Source organism: Streptomyces sp. NPDC001220, assembly GCF_053597895.1.
In genome coordinates, this window is the sequence record NZ_JBSFJE010000001.1 from 137541 (window position 1) to 154931 (window position 17391).

Below are 17391 nucleotides of genomic sequence, written 5' to 3' on the forward strand. Positions count from 1 at the left end.
GCGGAGAGCTCGTTCCCGTCGGCGCCGCCTCGCGTGCCGGTGCCCCCGTCCCCGATGGCGACGGCGGGTGTGGCGCCCAGCAGAGCCACGACGAGCGACGTGGCGAGCACGGGTATGCCCCGCAGCCGCGGCCTCACCGGGAGCACCCGCCCCGCGTCGAGTGGACGGACGTGTTCTGCCAGACGCCCCGGTCGCTCCGCGCCATCGAGACCGTGTAGACGACGTAGGGGTTGGTGCCCGCGGGGTTGCCCGCCTCCCTGCCCGTCTTCCGGTTCTTCGTGTACGCCTTGCTCTCGTCCGTGCAGTAGGTGACGGACGCGCCCTTGCCGCCGCTCCCCACGGTGACCTTGGGATCGAAGACGGGCAACTTGCCCATGACGGTGAGGTTCTTGTCCGTGTACGTCTTGATCCACGCCTTGGTCTGCCCGACGACGCCCTCGCTGTCGTAGAAGGTGACGTCCGTGCTGGCAGGGTTGTTCGCGATGATCGCGGCGTAGCCCGCCTTGAGCTCTTCCCTGGCGTCGTCGAGCACCGCCTGCTTCGCCGGATCGCCCCTCGTCCAGTTCTCGAACGCGAGCTGGAAGCTGCTCGGCAGCGAGATCACCGGGCGTTTGACGCCGGAGGCCGCCGACGATGCCGAGGCGGACGCCGACGGGCTGCCGGACCGCGTGTCAGGTTGTGTGGGGCGTGTGGAGAGGTGGTGTGCGCGCCGGGCGGCGATAACTCCGGCCAACTGCGCCCCGCTTGATGAAAGGGTGGAAAACGGGCGGCCGTTCGCCGTTCTGCCCTTCGACGCTGTCGGTGTCAGTCAATAGGATCGTCAAGGGGACCTCGATAGGCTCGATGCGCCCCCGGCCCACTCCGTCCACACACGACCCCAGGACACCCGCCATGGCGCGACGCAGCACATCAAGCTCGACGGGAAGACCGACGGGGAATCCGTCGGGTCCGCGGAACCGGACCCCGCAGCCGGTGCGGGTGCGACGACGTACGTTCGGGGACTTCGTGAAGGCGTTCCTCGCCTTCGTGGCACTGCTCGCGCTGGTCGTCGGCGTCCCCGGTGCCCTCGCCGTGACCGTCGGCTGGCCCCTGCCGCACAGCGCGCCGACGATGGACTGGCTGTCGCAGCCGATCGGCGTCGACACGTTCCTGAACACCCTGACGGTCATCGTGTGGCTGGCCTGGGCCCAGTTCACGGCCTGCGTACTGGTGGAGGTCTGGGCCGCCGTCTCCGGCGTGGGCCTGCCCAGCCGGGTGCCCGGCGCCGGTCCCAGCCAGCTGCTCGCCCGGCAGCTCGTCGCCGCCCTGCTGCTGGTCGGCGCCACCGCCGCCAGCCTCACCCCGGGCCTGTCGCAGCTCGGCCACAGCATGGAGGGCAACCAGAAGGGCACGGTGGCCGCCGCCCAGGCGACCCCCGGTCTCCTCGCCCAGCAGCAGGAGCAGGCCAAGACCACCGCCGCCGCCCTGGCCGAACAGGCCGGCCACGCCGCCGCCCAGGCACAGGCCGAGCACGGCTCCGGCGCCGCCGCGCACGGCGCGACGAAGTACTACCGGATCCAGCCGCCCGAGGGCCGCCACCACGACTCCCTCTGGGAGATAGCGCAGCGCCACCTCGGCGACGGCCGCCGGTACAAGGAGATCTACGAGCTCAACAAGGACCGCGTCCAGCCGGACGGCTCCCGGCTCTCCGAGGCGAGCCTCATCCGGCCCGGCTGGATCATGGAGATGCCCGGCGACGCCCACGACGGCGAACTCGTCGAGAACCCCGACGCGCACGTCTCGCCGGACGTCCAGCGGCAGATCGGCGACTACGCCAGGACCGGCGACCACGCCCAGCACCAGCAGCAGCACCAGCAGCAGGGCGGGCAGCACGCGGGCGAGGACGGGGCGACCGCGCAGATCACGGTGCCCAGCCAGCGCCAGGCCGGTGACGCCGGCACGCATGCCCAGGAGAACTCCGGTCACGCCGCCTCGGGGTCTTCCACCGGGTCCTCCTTCGGGCTGTCGGAGGCGCTGCTCGGTGCCCCGCTCCTCGCCGCCGGCCTGCTCGCCGCCCTCGGCCGCCGTCGCCGGCAGGCCCTGTGGCAGTCGGCGCTCGGCGCGGTCGGTGGCCGGCGCGGCATGGAGCCGCCGACCCCGAACGGCGACGCCCAGGACGTACAGGACGCGCTCCTGGTCGGCGCGGACCCGGAGGGCGTACGACTGCTCGACCGGTCCCTGCGCGGACTCGCCGCCGCCCTCACCGCCGAGTCCCGCTCGCTGCCCGTCGTCTACGCGGCCTGGCTCAGCCACGGCGATCTGCATCTGCAACTCGCCCAGCCGGCCGGCAAGCCCCCGGCGCCCTGGCAGCTCGGCCAGGACCAGACGTTCTGGACGCTGTCCCGCGCGGACGCCGAACGCTACGAGGACACCGACGCCGCGGCGCCCTACCCCGGTCTGGTCAGCCTCGGCACCATGGACGACTCGCGGCTGCTGCTCAACCTGGAGGCCGTGCCCGGCATCGTCTCGCTGAGCGGCCGGGAGGCCGACCGGGCCGCCGTGTTCGCCTCGGTCGCCGCGGAACTCGCCACCAACGGCTGGTCGGACCGCATGACCATCACCCTCGTCGGGTTCGGCGCCGACCTCACCCCGCTCGCCCCCAACCGGCTGCGCCACCTCGACGACGTGGAGGCGCTGTTCGAGACGATGGAGGCGGAGACCCGGCAGCGGCGGGGCGCGCTCGGCGCCGCCGGCCACGACTCCGTCCTCACCGGCCGCACCGGCCCGGCCCAGCACACCCGCTGGGCGCCCAACCTGGTGCTGCTCGCCGCCCAGCCGTCCGTCGAGGACGCGGTACGGCTCGCCGAACTCGCCGCCGACGCCGCCCGGCTGGGCATCGGCTACCTGGTCGGCACCGAGAGCGACGACCTGCCCGGCGCCGCCTGGGCGATGGAGATCACCCCGGACGGCAAGCTCCTCGCCCCGCTCCTCGGCCTCGAACTGGAAGCCCAGTTGCTGCCCGCCGTGCAGCAGCGCGCGGTCGTCGAACTCTTCGTCGAGGCCGACCCCGAGCGCGACCCCGACGGGCCGACCAACGCCCCGCCGTTCCTCGTCGACATCAGCGAACAGGGCCGCCCCGCGGTGTACGCGCGGCTGGTCGGCCCGTACGAGATCATCGGCCTCGACACCCCGGACGGAGACCGCAGCGCGCTCCTCCACGAGGCCCTTGCGCTGCTCCTGCTGCACCGCGAGGGCGTGCACCCGCGCGTGCTGTCGTCCGCGCTGTGGCCGCGCGGGGTGACCGAGGACGTCCGCGACGCGCTGCTGGAGCGGCTGCGCGACTGGCTGGGCACCGACCCGGACGGCGGCCCGCGGCTGCGTGCCGACGCCACCGGCCGTCTCGTGCTCGCCAAGTCGGTCGTCTCCGACCTGGACGTGCTGCGCTCGCTCTACTACGAGGCCACCCAGGGCAAGGGCGCCGACAGCCGGGCCGTCCGCGGCCGCCTCCTCACCGACGCGCTCGTGCTCGTCCGCGGTCCGTTGCTCGCCGACCGCGCGGAGGGCCGTTACCGCTGGCTCACCCACGAGATCATCGACGCCCAGCTCCCGCTGCTGGTCGCCGACATCGGTCTCGCCCTGTCCGCGTTCCACCTGGAGAAGGACCGCGCGGAGAAGGCGATCGAGGCACTCGGCGCGGCACTGAGGACCGCCCCGGCCGACGAGCGCCTCTGGAACGAGCTGCTGCGCGCCACCCATGCCACCGGCGACCCGGACCGCGTCCGCGCCCTCGCCGCCGACCTCGTCACCCGCAGCGGGGCGCGCGGCCTGCCCCCGCGCACCGAGGCCCTCCTCGACGAACTCCTGCCGACCTGGCGCGACGGCGCCGCCGCGACCGGATGACCCTCCTGGACCTCGCCCTCCCGGCCGCCGCCGCCCTCTGGGGCGCGGCGACCGGCACCCTGCTGCCCCGCGCCGCGTACCGCTTCTCGGCACCGGCGGGGGAGCAGTGGCGCACCACCTGCCCCGCGGTCCACCCGCTCCAGGGCTGGCTCGGCCGGGCGCGCTGCGGGCCGTGCGCGACGGCCGAGGGGGCGCACGCCGCACCCCTCACACCGGCGCACACGAGCGACCCCACGCCGCCTTCCGCAGCGGCTCCCACACCGGCGCCCGGCGTCGACCCCGCGCCCGGCGCCCAACCCACCGAGCCGGCGCCCGGCGACGATCCCGCGCCCGGCGCCCAACCCACCGAGCGGGCGCTCGACGACGATCCCGCGCCCGGCGCCCAACCCACCGAGCGGGCGCTCGACGACGATCTCGCGCCCGGCGCCCAACCCACCGAGCCGGCGCCCGGTGATCGGCATGCGCCCCCCTCGGAGGCGCGCGCTGCCTACGGCCCCCGTGTCATTCCCTTCGCCGTCGCCACCGCGCTGGTCTGTGCGCTCCTGGCGCTCGCCACCGGTACCCGGCCCGAGCTGGGTGTCTGGCTGGTGCTGGCGCCGGTGGCCGTGCTGCTCGCGACCGTCGACTTCCGGGTGCAGCGCCTCCCCGACCCCCTCACCCTTCCCCTCGCGGCCGCGGCCCTCGCCCTTCTCGCGGTGGCCGCCCTGCTCCCCGAGCACGCCGGCGACTGGCTCACCGCCCTGTACGCGGCCCTCGTCCTCGGCGCCGCCTACTTCGTCCTCTTCCTCATCAACCCCGGAGGCATGGGCTTCGGGGACGTGAAACTCGCGCTCGGCATGGGCGCCGTACTCGGCTGGTACGGCTGGCCCACCGTGCTGCTCGGCACCTTCGCCGGCTTCCTGTTCGGCGCGCTCTACGGCGGCGCGCTCGTCGTCGTCCGGCGGGCCGGGCGCAAGACGGCGATCGCGTTCGGCCCGTTCCTGATCGCGGGCGCGTTCGCGGGGCTGCTGGTGGGCGCGTACACATCCTGAGGTCGGGCCGCTCGAAGGCCTGGCGTAGGCTGGCGGGGTCCGTCCACAACCCTTGACGAAAGGGACCTCCTGGTGACCGAGAAGGCCGACCTCCAGTCTGTCCTCGACCGTGCCGCCGCCGGTGGGCGGATCACCCCGGAAGAGGCGCTCGACCTCTACCGCGACGCGCCCCTGCACGCGCTGGGCGCCGCCGCCGACGCCGTACGCCGCCGCAGGTACGCGGGTACCGAGCACATCGCGACGTACATCATCGAGCGGAACATCAACTACACGAACGTGTGCGTCACGGCGTGCAAGTTCTGCGCCTTCTACGCGGCCCCCAAGGACACCGCCAAGGGCTGGACCCGCGACCTCGACGACATCCTGCGCCGCTGCGCGGAGACGATCGAGCTGGGCGGCACCCAGATCATGTTCCAGGGCGGCCACCACCCCGACTTCGGCGTCGAGTACTACGAGCAGAACTTCAAGGCGATCAAGGACGCGTTCCCGCAGCTGGTGATCCACAGCCTGGGGGCCTCCGAGGTCGAGCACATGGCCCGGATCTCCGGCGTCTCGGTCGAAGAGGCCATCACCCGCATCCACGAGGCCGGCCTCGACTCCTTCGCGGGCGCCGGCGCGGAACTCCTTCCCGCACGCCCCCGCAAGGCCATCGCGCCCCTCAAGGAGAGCGGTGAGCGCTGGCTGGAGATCATGGAGGCGGCGCACAAGCTGGGCGTGGAGTCCACGTCCACGATGCTCATGGGCACCGGCGAGACCAACGCCGAGCGCATCGAGCACCTGCGGATGATCCGGGACGTCCAGGACCGCACGGGCGGCTTCCGCGCCTTCATCCCGTACACCTACCAGCCCGAGAACAACCATCTGAAGGGCCGCACGCAGGCGACCCTCTTCGAGTACCTGCGGATGATCGCGATCGCCCGGGTCTTCCTCGACAACGTCGCCCACATCCAGGGCTCCTGGCTGACGACCGGCAAGGAGGTCGGCCAGCTCTCGCTCCACTACGGCGCCGACGACCTCGGTTCGATCATGCTGGAGGAGAACGTCGTCTCGTCGGCCGGCGCCAAGCACCGCTCCAACCGCCTGGAGATCATCGACCTGATCCGCAAGGCGGGCCGGGTCCCGGCGCAGCGCGCGACGACGTACGAGCACCTCGTGGTCCACGAGGACCCGGCGAACGACCCGGTGGACGAGCGGGTGATGTCCCACATCTCCTCGACGGCGATCGAGGGCGGGACCGCGCACCCGGAGTTGAAGCTCCTCACCTCCAACTGACCGGACCGTGGAGACGATTCACGCGGCGGACCGGGTCTTCGTCGCCTGGGACTCCGAGCGGCCGGTCGAGAACGGCGCCGTGGTGGTCGTACAGGACCGGATCGGTGCCGTGGGGCCGTACGAGGAGCTGCGTGAGCGGTTCCCGCAGGCGCGGGTACGCCGGTGGCCGGGGTCCCTCGGCCCGGCCCGGGTCCACGACGGCCCCCTTCCGGAGGCCCCCAGCCCGCGCGAGCGCGTGCATGCCGTGCTGAAGCTGGGAGCGGTGGTGGTCCTGGCGGCGTACGTCGACTCATCCGAACTCCGGGCGGCGGCGGAACGCAACGACGTCTCCGTGGTCTCCGCGGCCCGCCCCGCACAGCTCACCGAGAAGGCCAGGGCCGACCTCGCCGTGTTCGACGAGGCGGGGCGGTGCATCGCGACGGTGTGCGCGGGGCGTCTTGTCCACAGACGTAAGTAGCGCGCCCCAGCCACGGGCGCGGGCCTGTACCCGTATGCGGATCCGCCGCGTGGGCGCGACCGCCCCCCACCGCCCCGCGGACGACACTCAGCCCCCGAAAGCCTTCCCGAACGCCCCAGAACTCTGGCTGACACCACTGCAGTTGGTCGCGGGGTCGTCAGCCCCCGCACTCCCGCTCCCACACTGCACATCCCTGAACGTCGACCACATCGAAACCCAGGCGATCCCCTTCTCCTCCGCGAAACTCCGCACATCGGCCGCGTCCGCGAGCGTGAGCGTCTCCCCGGCGACGTCGTTCACCCCGATCATCGAGGTCAGCGCCATCCCGCCCCACGCCCCCGCGTCCGACAGCCCGAACACCTTCTTCAGCTGCGTGTGCGTGGCCTTCGCCGAGATGGCCGCGTAGTCGCCCATGTCCCCGTCGTACGACTCGCCGTAGTTCATGGTCATGATGTTGACCGTCGAGACCTGCACGTCGTACTTGTTCGCGGACTCCAGCAGCGCGAGACCGTCGGAGTCGAGCCCCGACGGCATCACGGGCAGGGTGAAGGAGACCGCCAGGTCCGGCCTTTCCTTCTGGAGCAGCGCGATCGCCTGCGACCGCAGGGCGACCGAGTCGGAGTCGGTGAGCGTGTCGCCCTCGATGTCGAAGTCGGCCTGGGTGGAGTCCGCGGCGTCCAGTGCGGCGCCGTAGGCCGCGGCCAGCTTCGGCGCGCTGGAGCAGGTCGTCGCCAGCTCCTTGCCCGAGGCCCCGCCGAAGGACACCCGGACCGACCCGCCGTCCTGCTTCAGCGGGGAGATCCGGGACTTCACGGCCGAACTGCCGATCGCGGTCGTCCCGTTCCACTTCGGCGTGCAGCTGCTGCCGTCGGAGATCACGAAGGCCAGGTTGTACGTCGAGGGCGAGCCCGCGTCGTCCGTGGCGGCGGCCTCCGTCGCGCTGACGTAGGGCGCGTAGGACGTACTCGACGTAGCGGATGTGCCTGATGTGCCTGATGTGCCTGACGTGCCTGATGTGCCGGACTCCTCGGTCGCGCTCGGCGAGGCGGCCGTACCCCGCTTCGACGGTGCGGGCGCCGCGTCCGACGTGCCGTTGGCGCCCGAGGAACACCCGGTCACTGCCATGGCAAACAGGCAGGTAAGCCCGGCGGCCGGCCTCAGGAAACCCCGCATTAAGATGCATCCGCTCTCGTGATTTGTGTCTCAGGGCCGAAACAAACCCTGATTCGAAAGGAAAACGTCTCACACGTACATGGTGTTCAACGGTTCGATCGATACATGGAAAACTCATGGAATGAAGGGAGCGGATCGGGTGAATGGGGCGACGCAAAAGGGGCGTTGAGCCTGTTTCCCCTCCCGGTCGGCCCTCGCAGGTGTTCATAGAATCTCTCAGCGAAAAGACAGGCTAAGGCGTTTCTCATGGGCGCCTCACAAGAACTCCGAAGGCGGTCACATAAAGGCTCCCTAATATCTCGGGATATGCAATCCGAGCCTGTCATCGAAAGCCGCGCCGCCGGGCGCGGTCGCCGCCGCAAACAAGGCAACGGGTCTGCCGAGGGGCCCGTCTTCGTCGACTCCTCCGGACGCCGGTCCAAGCTGCTGCGCCGCGTCGGCCTACTCCTCGGCGTCGTCTGCCTCGCCTACACGGGCGTGCTCGGTGACGCCTTCATGGGCTGGGGCACCTCGCTCACCCCGGACTCGCTGATCCCCGACTTCGCGCGCGCGGGCAACGCCCCCGGCGGTGAACGCCCGCAGGGCGGCATCGGCCGTCAGGCCGGCCTGCCCAGCGGCCGCCCGTCGGCGCCCCCCTCGACGGCCGCCACCCCGTCGGCATCCGCATCCGCATCCGAATCCGCGTCCGCCGCTGCCAACTGATCGGAACGCAGGCCCTTTTCCCATGACTACACCGACGTCCTCACGCGGCCGCAGGCGCGCCCCCACCCGCATCGAGCGGGCGGCCGGCCGGGCCGCGGCGCTGCAGAAACCACGTGTCATCCTCGCCCTGCTACTCCTGCTGGCGCTGACCTGCGTGATGCTGCTCGACGGCTACCTGCGCGCAGAGGTCGGCGGCGACCAGCGGGTGCGCACCGGCGCCAGCTCCAGCAAGGTGCCGGACAAGGTCCTCGACGGCGGCCCGATCCTCACGTTCCGGGGCGGGCAGGCGACCACCGTCTCGGTCCCCTCCAAGACCATCGCGCTCACCTTCGACGACGGCCCCAACCCGACCTACACCCCGCAGGTCCTCAAGATCCTTGATCAGTACGACGTCCCGGCCACGTTCTTCCTGGTCGGCTCCATGGTGTCGCGCTACCCGAGCATCGTGAAGACGATGGTCGAGCAGGGCAACGAGGTGGGCATCCACACCTTCACGCACGTCGACCTGTCGTACCAGAGCGACGCCCGGATCAACCGCGAGATGCAGCAGACCCAGCTCGCGCTCGCGGGCGCGGCCGGGATCACGACGACCCTCTTCCGCGCGCCGTACTCCTCCGAGACGGACGCCATCGACAACTACAGCTGGCCGGTGTACCAGAAGCTCGGCAAAGACGGCTACACCAGCGTCTTCGTCGACACCGACAGCGACGACTGGAAGAAGCCGGGCGTCTCGAAGATCATCAACTGGGCCACCCCGAAGAAGAACAAGGGCGCCTCGGTGCTCTTCCACGACGCCGGTGGTGAGCGCTCGCAGACGATCAAGGCGCTGCCGCAGTACATCAAGAAGATGAAGGCGAAGGGCTATACCTTCACCACCATCAGCGGTGTCATCCAGAAGCAGGGCACGGGCAACGGGCAGTCCGCCACGACGGCCGGCGGCAGCGGCGGCACCGGGGGCACCGGCGGCACGTCCGCCACGGGAGTCGCCGAGGCCGGCGCCCTCGCCGGCACGGGCACGGGGACGGGCACGGGCACGGGGACGGGCACGGGAGCCGGCAGCGGAAACGGCACCGGCACCGGCACCCCGCCCGGCGGAACCTCCCCTACCGGCGAGAGTGTCCCGAGCACCGGCACACGTAACGGCAACACCAGCCGCAACACCAACCGCAACTCACTCACCACCGGCCTCCAGGCCGCCCATCGCACCGCCACCGGCATGACCCTCTACGAGGGCAAGGCGCTCCTCGTGGCGGTCGCGATCGCCGAGTGGGCCCTGCCGGTGCTGTCGGTACTGCTGCTCGTCGTGGGCGTCGCGGTCATGGGCCGCTTCGGCATGATGCTGCTCATCGCGCGCCGCCACTACCGGCTGCGCAACAAACGCCGGTTCAGCTGGGGGCCGACGGTCACCGGACCGGTGAGCGTGGTCGTCCCGGCGTACAACGAGAAGGAGTGCATCGCCAACACCCTGGAGTCGCTGGCGCGGAGCACCCACCCGATCGAGGTCATCGTCGTCGACGACGGCTCCACGGACGGCACCTCGGAGATCGCCCGCGCCGCCGCCGACCAGCTCGGCATGACCAACGTGCGGGTCGTCCGCCAGGAGAACGCCGGCAAACCGGCCGCCCTCAACAACGGCGTCCGCAGCGCCAGTTACGACATCGTCGTGATGATGGACGGCGACACGGTCTTCGAGCCGGAGACGGTACGGCACCTCGTGCAGCCCTTCGCCGACCCCGAGGTCGGCGCGGTCGCCGGCAACGCCAAGGTCGGCAACCGCAACACGATCATCGGCGCCTGGCAGCACATCGAGTACGTGATGGGCTTCAACCTGGACCGCCGGATGTACGACCTGCTGCGCTGCATGCCGACGATCCCGGGCGCGATCGGCGCGTTCCGCCGCGACGCGGTGCTCCAGGTCGGCGGGATGAGCGAGGACACCCTCGCCGAGGACACCGACATCACCATCGCCATGCACCGCGCGGGCTGGCGGGTCGTCTACCAGGAGCACGCCAAGGCCTGGACCGAGGCGCCCGGTTCGCTCAAGCAGCTGTGGTCCCAGCGCTACCGCTGGTCGTACGGCACCATGCAGGCGCTGTGGAAGCACCGCAAGTCGCTGACGGACAAGGGCCCGTCGGGCCGGTTCGGCCGGGTGGGCATGCCTCTGGTGGTCCTCTTCCAGATCGTCACGCCCGTCTTCGCCCCGCTCATCGACGTCTTCACGGTCTACTCCATGATCTTCGTCGACTTCGAGGCGGCCCTGCTGGCCTGGCTGGCGGTCCTCGGCATCCAGCTGGGCTGCGCCGCCTACGCGTTCCGGCTGGACAGGGAGCGTTACCGCTACCTCCTGATGATGCCGCTCCAGCAGCTGGCCTACCGTCAGATGATGTACCTCGTCCTCATCCACTCCTGCATCACCGCCCTCACCGGCGGCCGCCTGCGCTGGCAGAAACTCAAGCGCACCGGCGAGGTAGGCACCCCGGCGGGAGTGAGCGGCTGATGACCTGGGACCAGCAGAACCCGTATCAGCAGGGGTACGGCTACGACCACGGCGGCCACGGCCAGCAGCCTCAGGTGAGCCAGCAGCCGCATTACGGTCAGCAACCGCAGTACGGTCAGCAGCCGCAGTACGGTCAGCCGCAGTACGCGCAGCAGCCGTATCCGCAGCAACAGCAGTACGTCGAGTACGGGCCCGCCACGGTGGCGGAGCAGACGGCCCCGCTCCCGGTGGTGGAACCGCAGCCCGAGCCCGAGGCGGCGCCGGAGCCGGAATCTCCTGCCGGGGAACCGGCAGCCGCTTCCGCTCCGCGGCCCAAGCCGCCGGGCCGGGACCGCTACTTCGACACCCTCCGCGCGGTCGCCCTGATCCGTGTCGTCACCTATCACACCTTCGGCTGGGCCTGGTGCGGCATGGTGTTCCCCTCCATGGGCATCATGTTCGGCCTGGCCGGCACGCTGATGGCGAAGTCCCTGGAGCGTCCGGCGCTCAAGGTCGTCAAGAGCCGGCTGCGCCGCCTCCTCCCGCCGTTCTGGTTCTGGGGCGTCTTCGTCGTGCTGGCGATGCTGGTCCACGACTGGATGCCGGGCTGGCAGATCGTCTACTGGGTCGTGCCGCTCGGCGACCCGCCGGGCAACGCGTGGGGCGAGCAGGCCTGGGAGATCCTCTGGTACCTGCGGACGTACCTCTGGTTCGTCCTCCTCTCCCCGGCCCTGCTGTGGATCTTCCGCAAGGCGCCGGTCCCGGTCCTCGTCCTCTCGCTCGTCCCGGTCCTGATCCTGAACTTCGTCTGGTCGGGCCCCGACAACCGGCTCGGCAGCGCCCTGTGGGACCTGTCGACGTACCTCTTCTGCTGGATCCTCGGCTTCGCCCACCGCGACGGCGTGCTCCAGCGGATGAAGCCGGCCCTGGTGGTCGTCGCCTCGCTCGCCGCGATGGGGTACGGCGGCTGGTACGCCTTCTCGCACCAGGCCGACTTCGGCACCTACGACCTGGACGAGAACCCTCTCGCGCAGGCCTTCTGGTCGGCCGGGTTCGTGCTGCTGCTGATGTGGGCGAAGGCGTACTTCAGGATCGACTTCGCCCGGCTGACCCGCTTCAGGCGGCTGGACCGGACGGTCACCGTCTTCAACGCCCGCGCGGTGACGATCTACCTCTGGCACGAGATCGCCCTGATCCTGGCGGTCCCGCTGATCGACCAGATGTGGAACGTGCCGGCGTTCGAGAAGTGGCTCCCGCTGGACAGCCAGTGGTTCATGTTCGGCGTCGGCTGGATCCTGATCGCGGGGTTCATCCTGTCGTGCGGCTGGGTGGAGGACGTGGCGGCGAAGAAGAAGCCCCGGCTTCTGCCGTGACGGCGGGCTGCAAGAATGGCGAGGTGACCCGCGCCTCCCTGAACAAGCAGCCGCACGAAGTCGCCTCTATGTTCGACGACGTGGCGGAACGGTACGACCTGACCAACGACGTGCTGTCGCTCGGCCAGGACCGGCACTGGCGGAAGGAGGTCGCCCGGGCGGTGGACGCGCGGCCCGCGCAGAAGGTCCTCGACCTGGCGGCCGGCACGGGGACCTCCTCCCAGCCGTTCGTCCGGGCCGGCGCCTACGTGGTGCCCTGCGACTTCTCCCTCGGGATGCTCCAGGTCGGCAAGCGGCGCACCGCCTGGATGCCCTTCACCGCCGGGGACGCCACCAGGCTGCCGTTCAAGGACGACACCTTCGACGCCGTGACGATCTCCTTCGGCCTGCGCAACGTCCAGGACACCGACGCCGCCCTGCGGGAGATGTACCGGGTGACGCGGCCCGGCGGCCGGGTGGTGATCTGCGAGTTCTCGCACCCCACCTGGGCGCCCTTCCGGACCGTCTACACCGAGTACCTGATGCGCGCGCTGCCGCCGGTGGCCCGCGCGGTCTCCTCCAACCCGGACGCCTACGTCTACCTCGCCGAGTCCATCCGCGCCTGGCCCGACCAGCCCGCGCTGGCCGGACGGCTGCGCGAGGCGGGCTGGTCGGAGGTGGCCTGGCGCAACCTCACCGGCGGGGTCGTCGCCCTGCACCGGGGCTTCAAGGAGGCCTGAGCCCGCTTCCGGGAGGCCTGAGCCCCGTCCCGGGCGTCACCCGCCGATCACCTCGAAGGTGTCACCGGGCTGGTCCAGCTCCCGTTGCAGCCCGCCCGTCGGTGGCCGTGGCAGGCGTGGCTCGCGCACGCCTCCGCCGCCCTCGCCCTCACCGAAGTCGAACCACACGTACACCAGCGAGTCCCGCGGCACCTCGGCACCGGGCTGCGGGAACTGGCGTACGACGTAGTCGACGACCGTGAGATGGAAGTCCGGCCGGTCCGGCGCGTTGAGGAACAGTCCCCGCGCCTGGGCGGTCTCGCGCGCGTCCACGGCCATCAGCCCTACCAGCCGTGGCACGCGCACTTCGGGTGTTTTGGCTGTTATATGCACAGATGTCACCCCCAGCGGTACTGGAAGGGTAACCCCCGGCATATGGCAGCCGGAAGCGCCAAGTGTCTTTCTGTAGCAGATCGTTACTCTGTGTGACTATCTCGCAGGTCGAGCCGGAAGCAGAGCGCGTCCTCCTGGAGCCGCGGGTGCGGGAACGTCTCCGCGAGCTCCATCCCGAGGCGGCGGGTCACCGCGACCGACCGCTCGTTCCCGGGCCGCACCATCGCCACCACCTTCGGCACGCCCGCCGCCCGCAGCCGCTCCAGCGTCGTCAGCGCCGCGGCCGTGGCGTACCCCTTGCCCCAGTACTCCCGGCCGAGCCGCCAGCCGATCTCGATCTCGCCCCGGGGTCCCCAGTCCCGCGGCCACGGCTGGGCGCCGGTGAAGCCGATGACCCGCCCGGCCTCGTCCGCCATCGTCCACAGGCAGAAACCGAACTCCGCGTCGTGCCGACGCTGCCGGGCGGTGAGCTCCTCGTAGACGGACAGCTCCGCGGACCTGCCGCCGTGGAACTCCATGACGTCCGGGTCGTCGAAGACCCGGTACCAGGCGAACGCGTCCTCGTGCGTGGGCACACGCAGCCGTACCGCGGGGAGAGCTCGGTTCACAGGGGCAGCCCTTCAGCCGGGTGATCAGTACCGCTGAATAGACTGCCCATGTCCAGTGCCGGTCGGCACGCAGATTTCGAGCCTTGGGGAGACCCTGTCGTGACCGAGCCCCTCTCCGAAAACACCGCCGATGTCATCGTCGTCGGCGCGGGGCCAGCCGGCTCCACGACGGCGTACCACCTCGCCAAGTCCGGTCTCGACGTGCTCCTGCTGGAGAAGACCGAGTTCCCGCGCGAGAAGGTGTGCGGCGACGGCCTGACCCCGCGCGCCGTGAAGCAGCTGGTCGCCATGGGCATCGACATCTCCGAGGAGGCCGGCTGGCTGCGCAACAAGGGCCTGCGCATCGTCGGCGGCGGCACCCGCCTCCAGCTGGACTGGCCGGATCTCGCCTCCTTCCCCGACTACGGTCTGGTCCGCAAGCGTGACGACTTCGACGAACAGCTCGCCCGTCAGGCGCAGAAGGCGGGCGCCCGCCTCTTCGAGCGCTGCAACGTCGGTGCCCCGATCATCGACGACCGCACCGGCCGGATCACCGGTGTGCACGCCAAGCTCGGCGAGGAGAAGCGCGAAGTCACCTTCCACGCGCCGCTCGTCGTGGCCGCCGACGGCAACTCCACCCGCCTCTCCCTCGCGATGGGCCTGCACCGCCGCGAGGACCGCCCGATGGGCGTGGCCGTACGGACCTACTTCACCTCCCCCCGTCACGAGGACGACTACCTGGAGTCCTGGCTGGAGCTCTGGGACCGCCGCGGCCCCCAGGACCGCCTGCTGCCGGGCTACGGCTGGATCTTCGGCATGGGCGACGGCACCTCCAACGTCGGCCTGGGTGTCCTGAACACCTCCGACTCCTTCAAGGAACTGGACTGGCGCGAGGTCCTCAAGGCCTGGTGCGCCTCCATGCCCGCGGACTGGGGCTACACCCCGGAGAACATGACCGGCCCGATCCGCGGCGCGGCCCTCCCCATGGCCTTCAACCGCCAGCCCCACTACACGCGCGGCCTGCTGCTCGTCGGCGACGCCGGCGGCCTGGTGAACCCCTTCAACGGCGAGGGCATCGCCTACGCCATGGAGTCCGGCCAGATCGCCGCCGACGTCATCGTCCAGGCGCACGCGCGGGCCACGCCCGGCCAGCGGGAGATCGCCCTGCAGCGCTACCCGCGCGTCCTCAAGGACACCTACGGCGGCTACTACACGCTGGGCCGTGCCTTCGTGAAGCTCATCGGCAACCCGAAGGTCATGCAGATCGCGGCCCAGCGCGGCCTGACCCATCCGCTGCTGATGAAGTTCACCCTGAAGCTCCTGGCGAACCTCACCGACCCGACCGGCGGTGACGCGATGGACCGCATCATCAACGGCCTGAGCAAGGTGGCCCCGAAGGCGTGAGCGCCGCTACAGGGCCAGCGCCGGCCCGAGGTGAGCGCCGCTAGGCGGTGAGCGCCTCGATGTTGGCGGCTCTGCGGGCGTAGACCTCCTCCCGCCGGGCCGCCACCTGCCGCAGTGCCTCCTTCCGCTCCCGCCCGGAGAGCCGGTCGAGATACACGCGTCCGTTCACATGGTCGGTCTCGTGCGCGAGGCAGCGGGCGAAATACCCTGTTCCCTCCAGGGTGAGCGGATCGCCGTCCTTGTCCATTCCGTGCACGATCGCCCGGTCCGGGCGCGGTACGTCCATGACGGCACCCGGCACCGATAGGCAGCCCTCGCTGTCGTCGAGCAGCCGCCGCCCGGCGGGGCCCTGTGCCTCCAGGACGGGATTGACGATGTGCCCGACATGTCGGACACCATCGTCATCGGGGCAGTCGTACACGAACAGCCGCAGATCGACCCCGACTTGGTTGGCCGCGAGGCCCGCTCCCTCGGCGATGTACATGGTGAGGAACATGTCGTCGATGAGCGCGGCGAGGTCGGGTCCGAACTCCGTGACGTCCCGGCACGGCTTGTGCAGGACCTCCTCACCGGTCTCGGTGATCCGGCGCACCGAACCGCGCCGGGCCTCGGGGGCGTGACGGGGGTAGTAGTCCATGGGGTTTCCCTGGACGAAGACGCGTGGCATCGCGGTGTCCCCTTCTCGGGTCTCGGGCCGCTCCGTGCGAGCGGCATGCATCGAGGATCCCAGGAGCCACCGGATCACGGGCGGCCCTGTGGAAAACCCTGACGGGGGACTGTGGAAAACCGAGGCAAGGGTGACGACCCGCGGCGGCAGGACGGCCCGCGGTGGCAGGACGGCCCGTGGGGATGGCGCGGCCCGCGGTGATGGCACGGCCCGCAGTGGCGGGACGGCCCGCAGGAAGGGTGGGCCGCCGCAGGAGCGTCGCGGGGCCGCCGCGAGCCCGCCGCGGGTGGCCGTCCGCGGGGCTGCCGTCCGTGGGGCCGCCGTCCGCAGGGCGGCACGCCGGAAGGGCCGCTGCCCCCGAGCGGCTGCGGCCCTACCGTACTTGTGCGATGCCCGAGTTGCGCCGGGTTGTCGCAGGTCGCCCCTGTTGTCAGAGCACCCGCACCGCGCCGGTCGGCGGGTCGTACGACAGCGGGTGCTCCCCGACGCCGCTGGAGGGGTTCTGCGCGCCCACGAACATGCCGTCGCCGACGTACACGGCCACGTGGTACGCGCTGCCGGCGCTGCCCCAGTAGAGGATGTCGCCGGGCTGGAGGTTGCTCAGCGAGACCTGGGTGCCCTGCGTCGACTGGTCCTGGGAGACGCGCGGCAGGCTGACGCCGACCGACTTGAAGGCGGCCTGCACGAGACCCGAGCAGTCCCACGAGTTGGGGCCCGTGCCGCCGGAGACGTAGGCGTCGCCGATCTGTGCCTTCACGAAGGCGACCACGGCGGCGGCGGAACCCGTCGCCGTGGACGTGCTCGTGGAGGCGCTGGAAGTCGTGGAGGTGGCGCTGAGCGTGGTCCGCTCGGCGCTGCGCGAGGCGGCGCGCTGAGCGGCCTCCTTGCGGGCCTCCTCGGCCTTCTTCTTGGCCTCGGCCTTCTTCTTGGCTTCGGCGAGGTCCGACTTGGCCTGCTTCGCGGCCTTTGCGGCAGCCGCGTCGCGCTCGGCCTGGAGCGCGTAGTTCGCGGCGGCCTGCTGCGTGGCGTCGGCGGACTGTGCCACCTGGGTGGCCAGATCGGCCGTCAGGGTGGGCAGTTCGAGCGTCTGCGTCACGGGTTCGGCGGCACTCGCCGAGGCCGCGCCCGCCGCTGCCATGCCGAGGACGCCACTGGCAACTCCGGCGCGCACGGCGATGCTTGTCGTCGCGCTGCGGCGGGGTTTCCGGTGGCTGCGTATGTGAGCGGTGTGGGACATGGGAACAACCGGTACCAGGGGCTCCTTCATATCTTCAAGAAA

At 71.1% G+C, this 17391-nt stretch carries 15 protein-coding genes; 9 read left to right on the top strand and 6 right to left on the bottom strand.

Annotated elements, in window-relative coordinates; all coding sequences use genetic code 11:
- Positions 1–133 precede the first annotated feature (133 nt).
- Positions 134–604, bottom strand: a complete 471-nt coding sequence (locus tag ACWDGI_RS00710) for a hypothetical protein (protein WP_450753984.1) — start codon at positions 602–604, stop codon at positions 134–136.
- Between the two features lie 287 nt (positions 605–891).
- Between ACWDGI_RS00710 and ACWDGI_RS00715 the strand changes: the two genes are divergently transcribed.
- The 4 genes from ACWDGI_RS00715 to ACWDGI_RS00730 all read left to right on the top strand — a co-directional run bounded on the left by ACWDGI_RS00715 (position 892) and on the right by ACWDGI_RS00730 (position 6639).
- The gene (locus ACWDGI_RS00715) at positions 892–3879 is read left to right on the top strand and encodes a BTAD domain-containing putative transcriptional regulator (RefSeq protein WP_450753986.1); all 2988 of its coding nucleotides are present in this window, start codon (positions 892–894) and stop codon (positions 3877–3879) included.
- On the top strand, positions 3876–4910 hold the full coding sequence (locus ACWDGI_RS00720; protein ID WP_450753987.1) for a prepilin peptidase: 1035 nt from the start codon (positions 3876–3878) through the stop codon (positions 4908–4910). The genes ACWDGI_RS00715 and ACWDGI_RS00720 overlap by 4 nt, the downstream gene beginning before the upstream one ends.
- 72 nt (positions 4911–4982) lie before the next feature.
- Positions 4983–6182 carry a cyclic dehypoxanthinyl futalosine synthase gene (gene mqnC, locus ACWDGI_RS00725; RefSeq protein ID WP_360489113.1) on the top strand — a complete coding sequence of 400 codons (1200 nt, stop codon included), beginning with the start codon at positions 4983–4985 and terminating at the stop codon, positions 6180–6182.
- Positions 6183–6189: 7 nt separating this feature from the next.
- Complete coding sequence (locus ACWDGI_RS00730; protein ID WP_450753990.1) at positions 6190–6639, top strand: imidazolonepropionase-like domain-containing protein; 450 nt, start codon at positions 6190–6192, stop codon at positions 6637–6639.
- An 87-nt stretch (positions 6640–6726) separates the two neighbouring features.
- On the opposite strand, the gene ACWDGI_RS00735 is transcribed toward ACWDGI_RS00730, so the two are convergent.
- Complete coding sequence (locus ACWDGI_RS00735) at positions 6727–7812, bottom strand: chitinase (RefSeq protein ID WP_450753992.1); 1086 nt, start codon at positions 7810–7812, stop codon at positions 6727–6729.
- A gap of 306 nt (positions 7813–8118) precedes the next feature.
- Between ACWDGI_RS00735 and ACWDGI_RS00740 the strand changes: the two genes are divergently transcribed.
- Genes ACWDGI_RS00740 through ACWDGI_RS00755 form a run of 4 tightly spaced genes read left to right on the top strand, consistent with a single transcriptional unit; the run spans position 8119 to position 13082 of the window.
- Complete coding sequence (locus ACWDGI_RS00740) at positions 8119–8514, top strand: hypothetical protein (RefSeq protein ID WP_450753994.1); 396 nt, start codon at positions 8119–8121, stop codon at positions 8512–8514.
- A 22-nt stretch (positions 8515–8536) separates the two neighbouring features.
- Entirely contained in the window at positions 8537–11011 is a 2475-nt protein-coding gene (locus tag ACWDGI_RS00745) for a bifunctional polysaccharide deacetylase/glycosyltransferase family 2 protein (protein ID WP_450753996.1), read from the top strand.
- Positions 11011–12363 carry an acyltransferase family protein gene (locus ACWDGI_RS00750; protein ID WP_450753997.1) on the top strand — a complete coding sequence of 451 codons (1353 nt, stop codon included), beginning with the start codon at positions 11011–11013 and terminating at the stop codon, positions 12361–12363. The genes ACWDGI_RS00745 and ACWDGI_RS00750 overlap by 1 nt, the downstream gene beginning before the upstream one ends.
- Before the next feature lie 23 nt (positions 12364–12386).
- Entirely contained in the window at positions 12387–13082 is a 696-nt protein-coding gene (locus ACWDGI_RS00755) for a demethylmenaquinone methyltransferase (RefSeq protein ID WP_450753999.1), read from the top strand.
- Positions 13083–13118: 36 nt separating this feature from the next.
- Here ACWDGI_RS00755 and ACWDGI_RS00760 read toward each other — a convergent pair whose 3' ends face one another.
- Entirely contained in the window at positions 13119–13427 is a 309-nt protein-coding gene (locus ACWDGI_RS00760) for a PASTA domain-containing protein (protein WP_450754001.1), read from the bottom strand.
- A gap of 110 nt (positions 13428–13537) precedes the next feature.
- Complete coding sequence (locus ACWDGI_RS00765) at positions 13538–14062, bottom strand: GNAT family N-acetyltransferase (protein ID WP_450754003.1); 525 nt, start codon at positions 14060–14062, stop codon at positions 13538–13540.
- Positions 14063–14110: 48 nt separating this feature from the next.
- Here ACWDGI_RS00765 and ACWDGI_RS00770 point away from each other — a divergent pair, with 48 nt between their 5' ends.
- A complete protein-coding gene (locus ACWDGI_RS00770; RefSeq protein ID WP_450754005.1) occupies positions 14111–15445 on the top strand; it encodes a geranylgeranyl reductase family protein in 1335 nt (444 codons plus the stop codon).
- A 40-nt stretch (positions 15446–15485) separates the two neighbouring features.
- Here ACWDGI_RS00770 and def read toward each other — a convergent pair whose 3' ends face one another.
- Both def and ACWDGI_RS00780 read right to left on the bottom strand, forming a co-directional pair.
- Complete coding sequence (gene def / locus ACWDGI_RS00775; RefSeq protein WP_450754007.1) at positions 15486–16112, bottom strand: peptide deformylase; 627 nt, start codon at positions 16110–16112, stop codon at positions 15486–15488.
- Between the two features lie 430 nt (positions 16113–16542).
- Positions 16543–17349: a C40 family peptidase gene (locus tag ACWDGI_RS00780; RefSeq protein ID WP_450754009.1), complete on the bottom strand. Its 807-nt coding sequence runs from the start codon at positions 17347–17349 to the stop codon at positions 16543–16545.
- Positions 17350–17391: the final 42 nt, after the last annotated feature.

What these genes read in the sequence shown, in the direction of transcription:
- ACWDGI_RS00715 (WP_450753986.1), top strand. Translation starts at nt 892, where the DNA reads ATGGCGCGACGCAGCACATCAAGCTCGACGGGAAGACCGACGGGGAAT.
- ACWDGI_RS00720 (WP_450753987.1), top strand. Translation starts at nt 3,876, where the DNA reads ATGACCCTCCTGGACCTCGCCCTCCCGGCCGCCGCCGCCCTCTGGGGC.
- ACWDGI_RS00735 (WP_450753992.1), bottom strand. Translation starts at nt 7,812, where the DNA reads ATGCGGGGTTTCCTGAGGCCGGCCGCCGGGCTTACCTGCCTGTTTGCC.
- ACWDGI_RS00740 (WP_450753994.1), top strand. Translation starts at nt 8,119, where the DNA reads ATGCAATCCGAGCCTGTCATCGAAAGCCGCGCCGCCGGGCGCGGTCGC.
- ACWDGI_RS00745 (WP_450753996.1), top strand. Translation starts at nt 8,537, where the DNA reads ATGACTACACCGACGTCCTCACGCGGCCGCAGGCGCGCCCCCACCCGC.
- ACWDGI_RS00750 (WP_450753997.1), top strand. Translation starts at nt 11,011, where the DNA reads ATGACCTGGGACCAGCAGAACCCGTATCAGCAGGGGTACGGCTACGAC.
- ACWDGI_RS00770 (WP_450754005.1), top strand. Translation starts at nt 14,111, where the DNA reads ATGTCCAGTGCCGGTCGGCACGCAGATTTCGAGCCTTGGGGAGACCCT.
- def (WP_450754007.1), bottom strand. Translation starts at nt 16,112, where the DNA reads ATGCCACGCGTCTTCGTCCAGGGAAACCCCATGGACTACTACCCCCGT.
- ACWDGI_RS00780 (WP_450754009.1), bottom strand. Translation starts at nt 17,349, where the DNA reads ATGTCCCACACCGCTCACATACGCAGCCACCGGAAACCCCGCCGCAGC.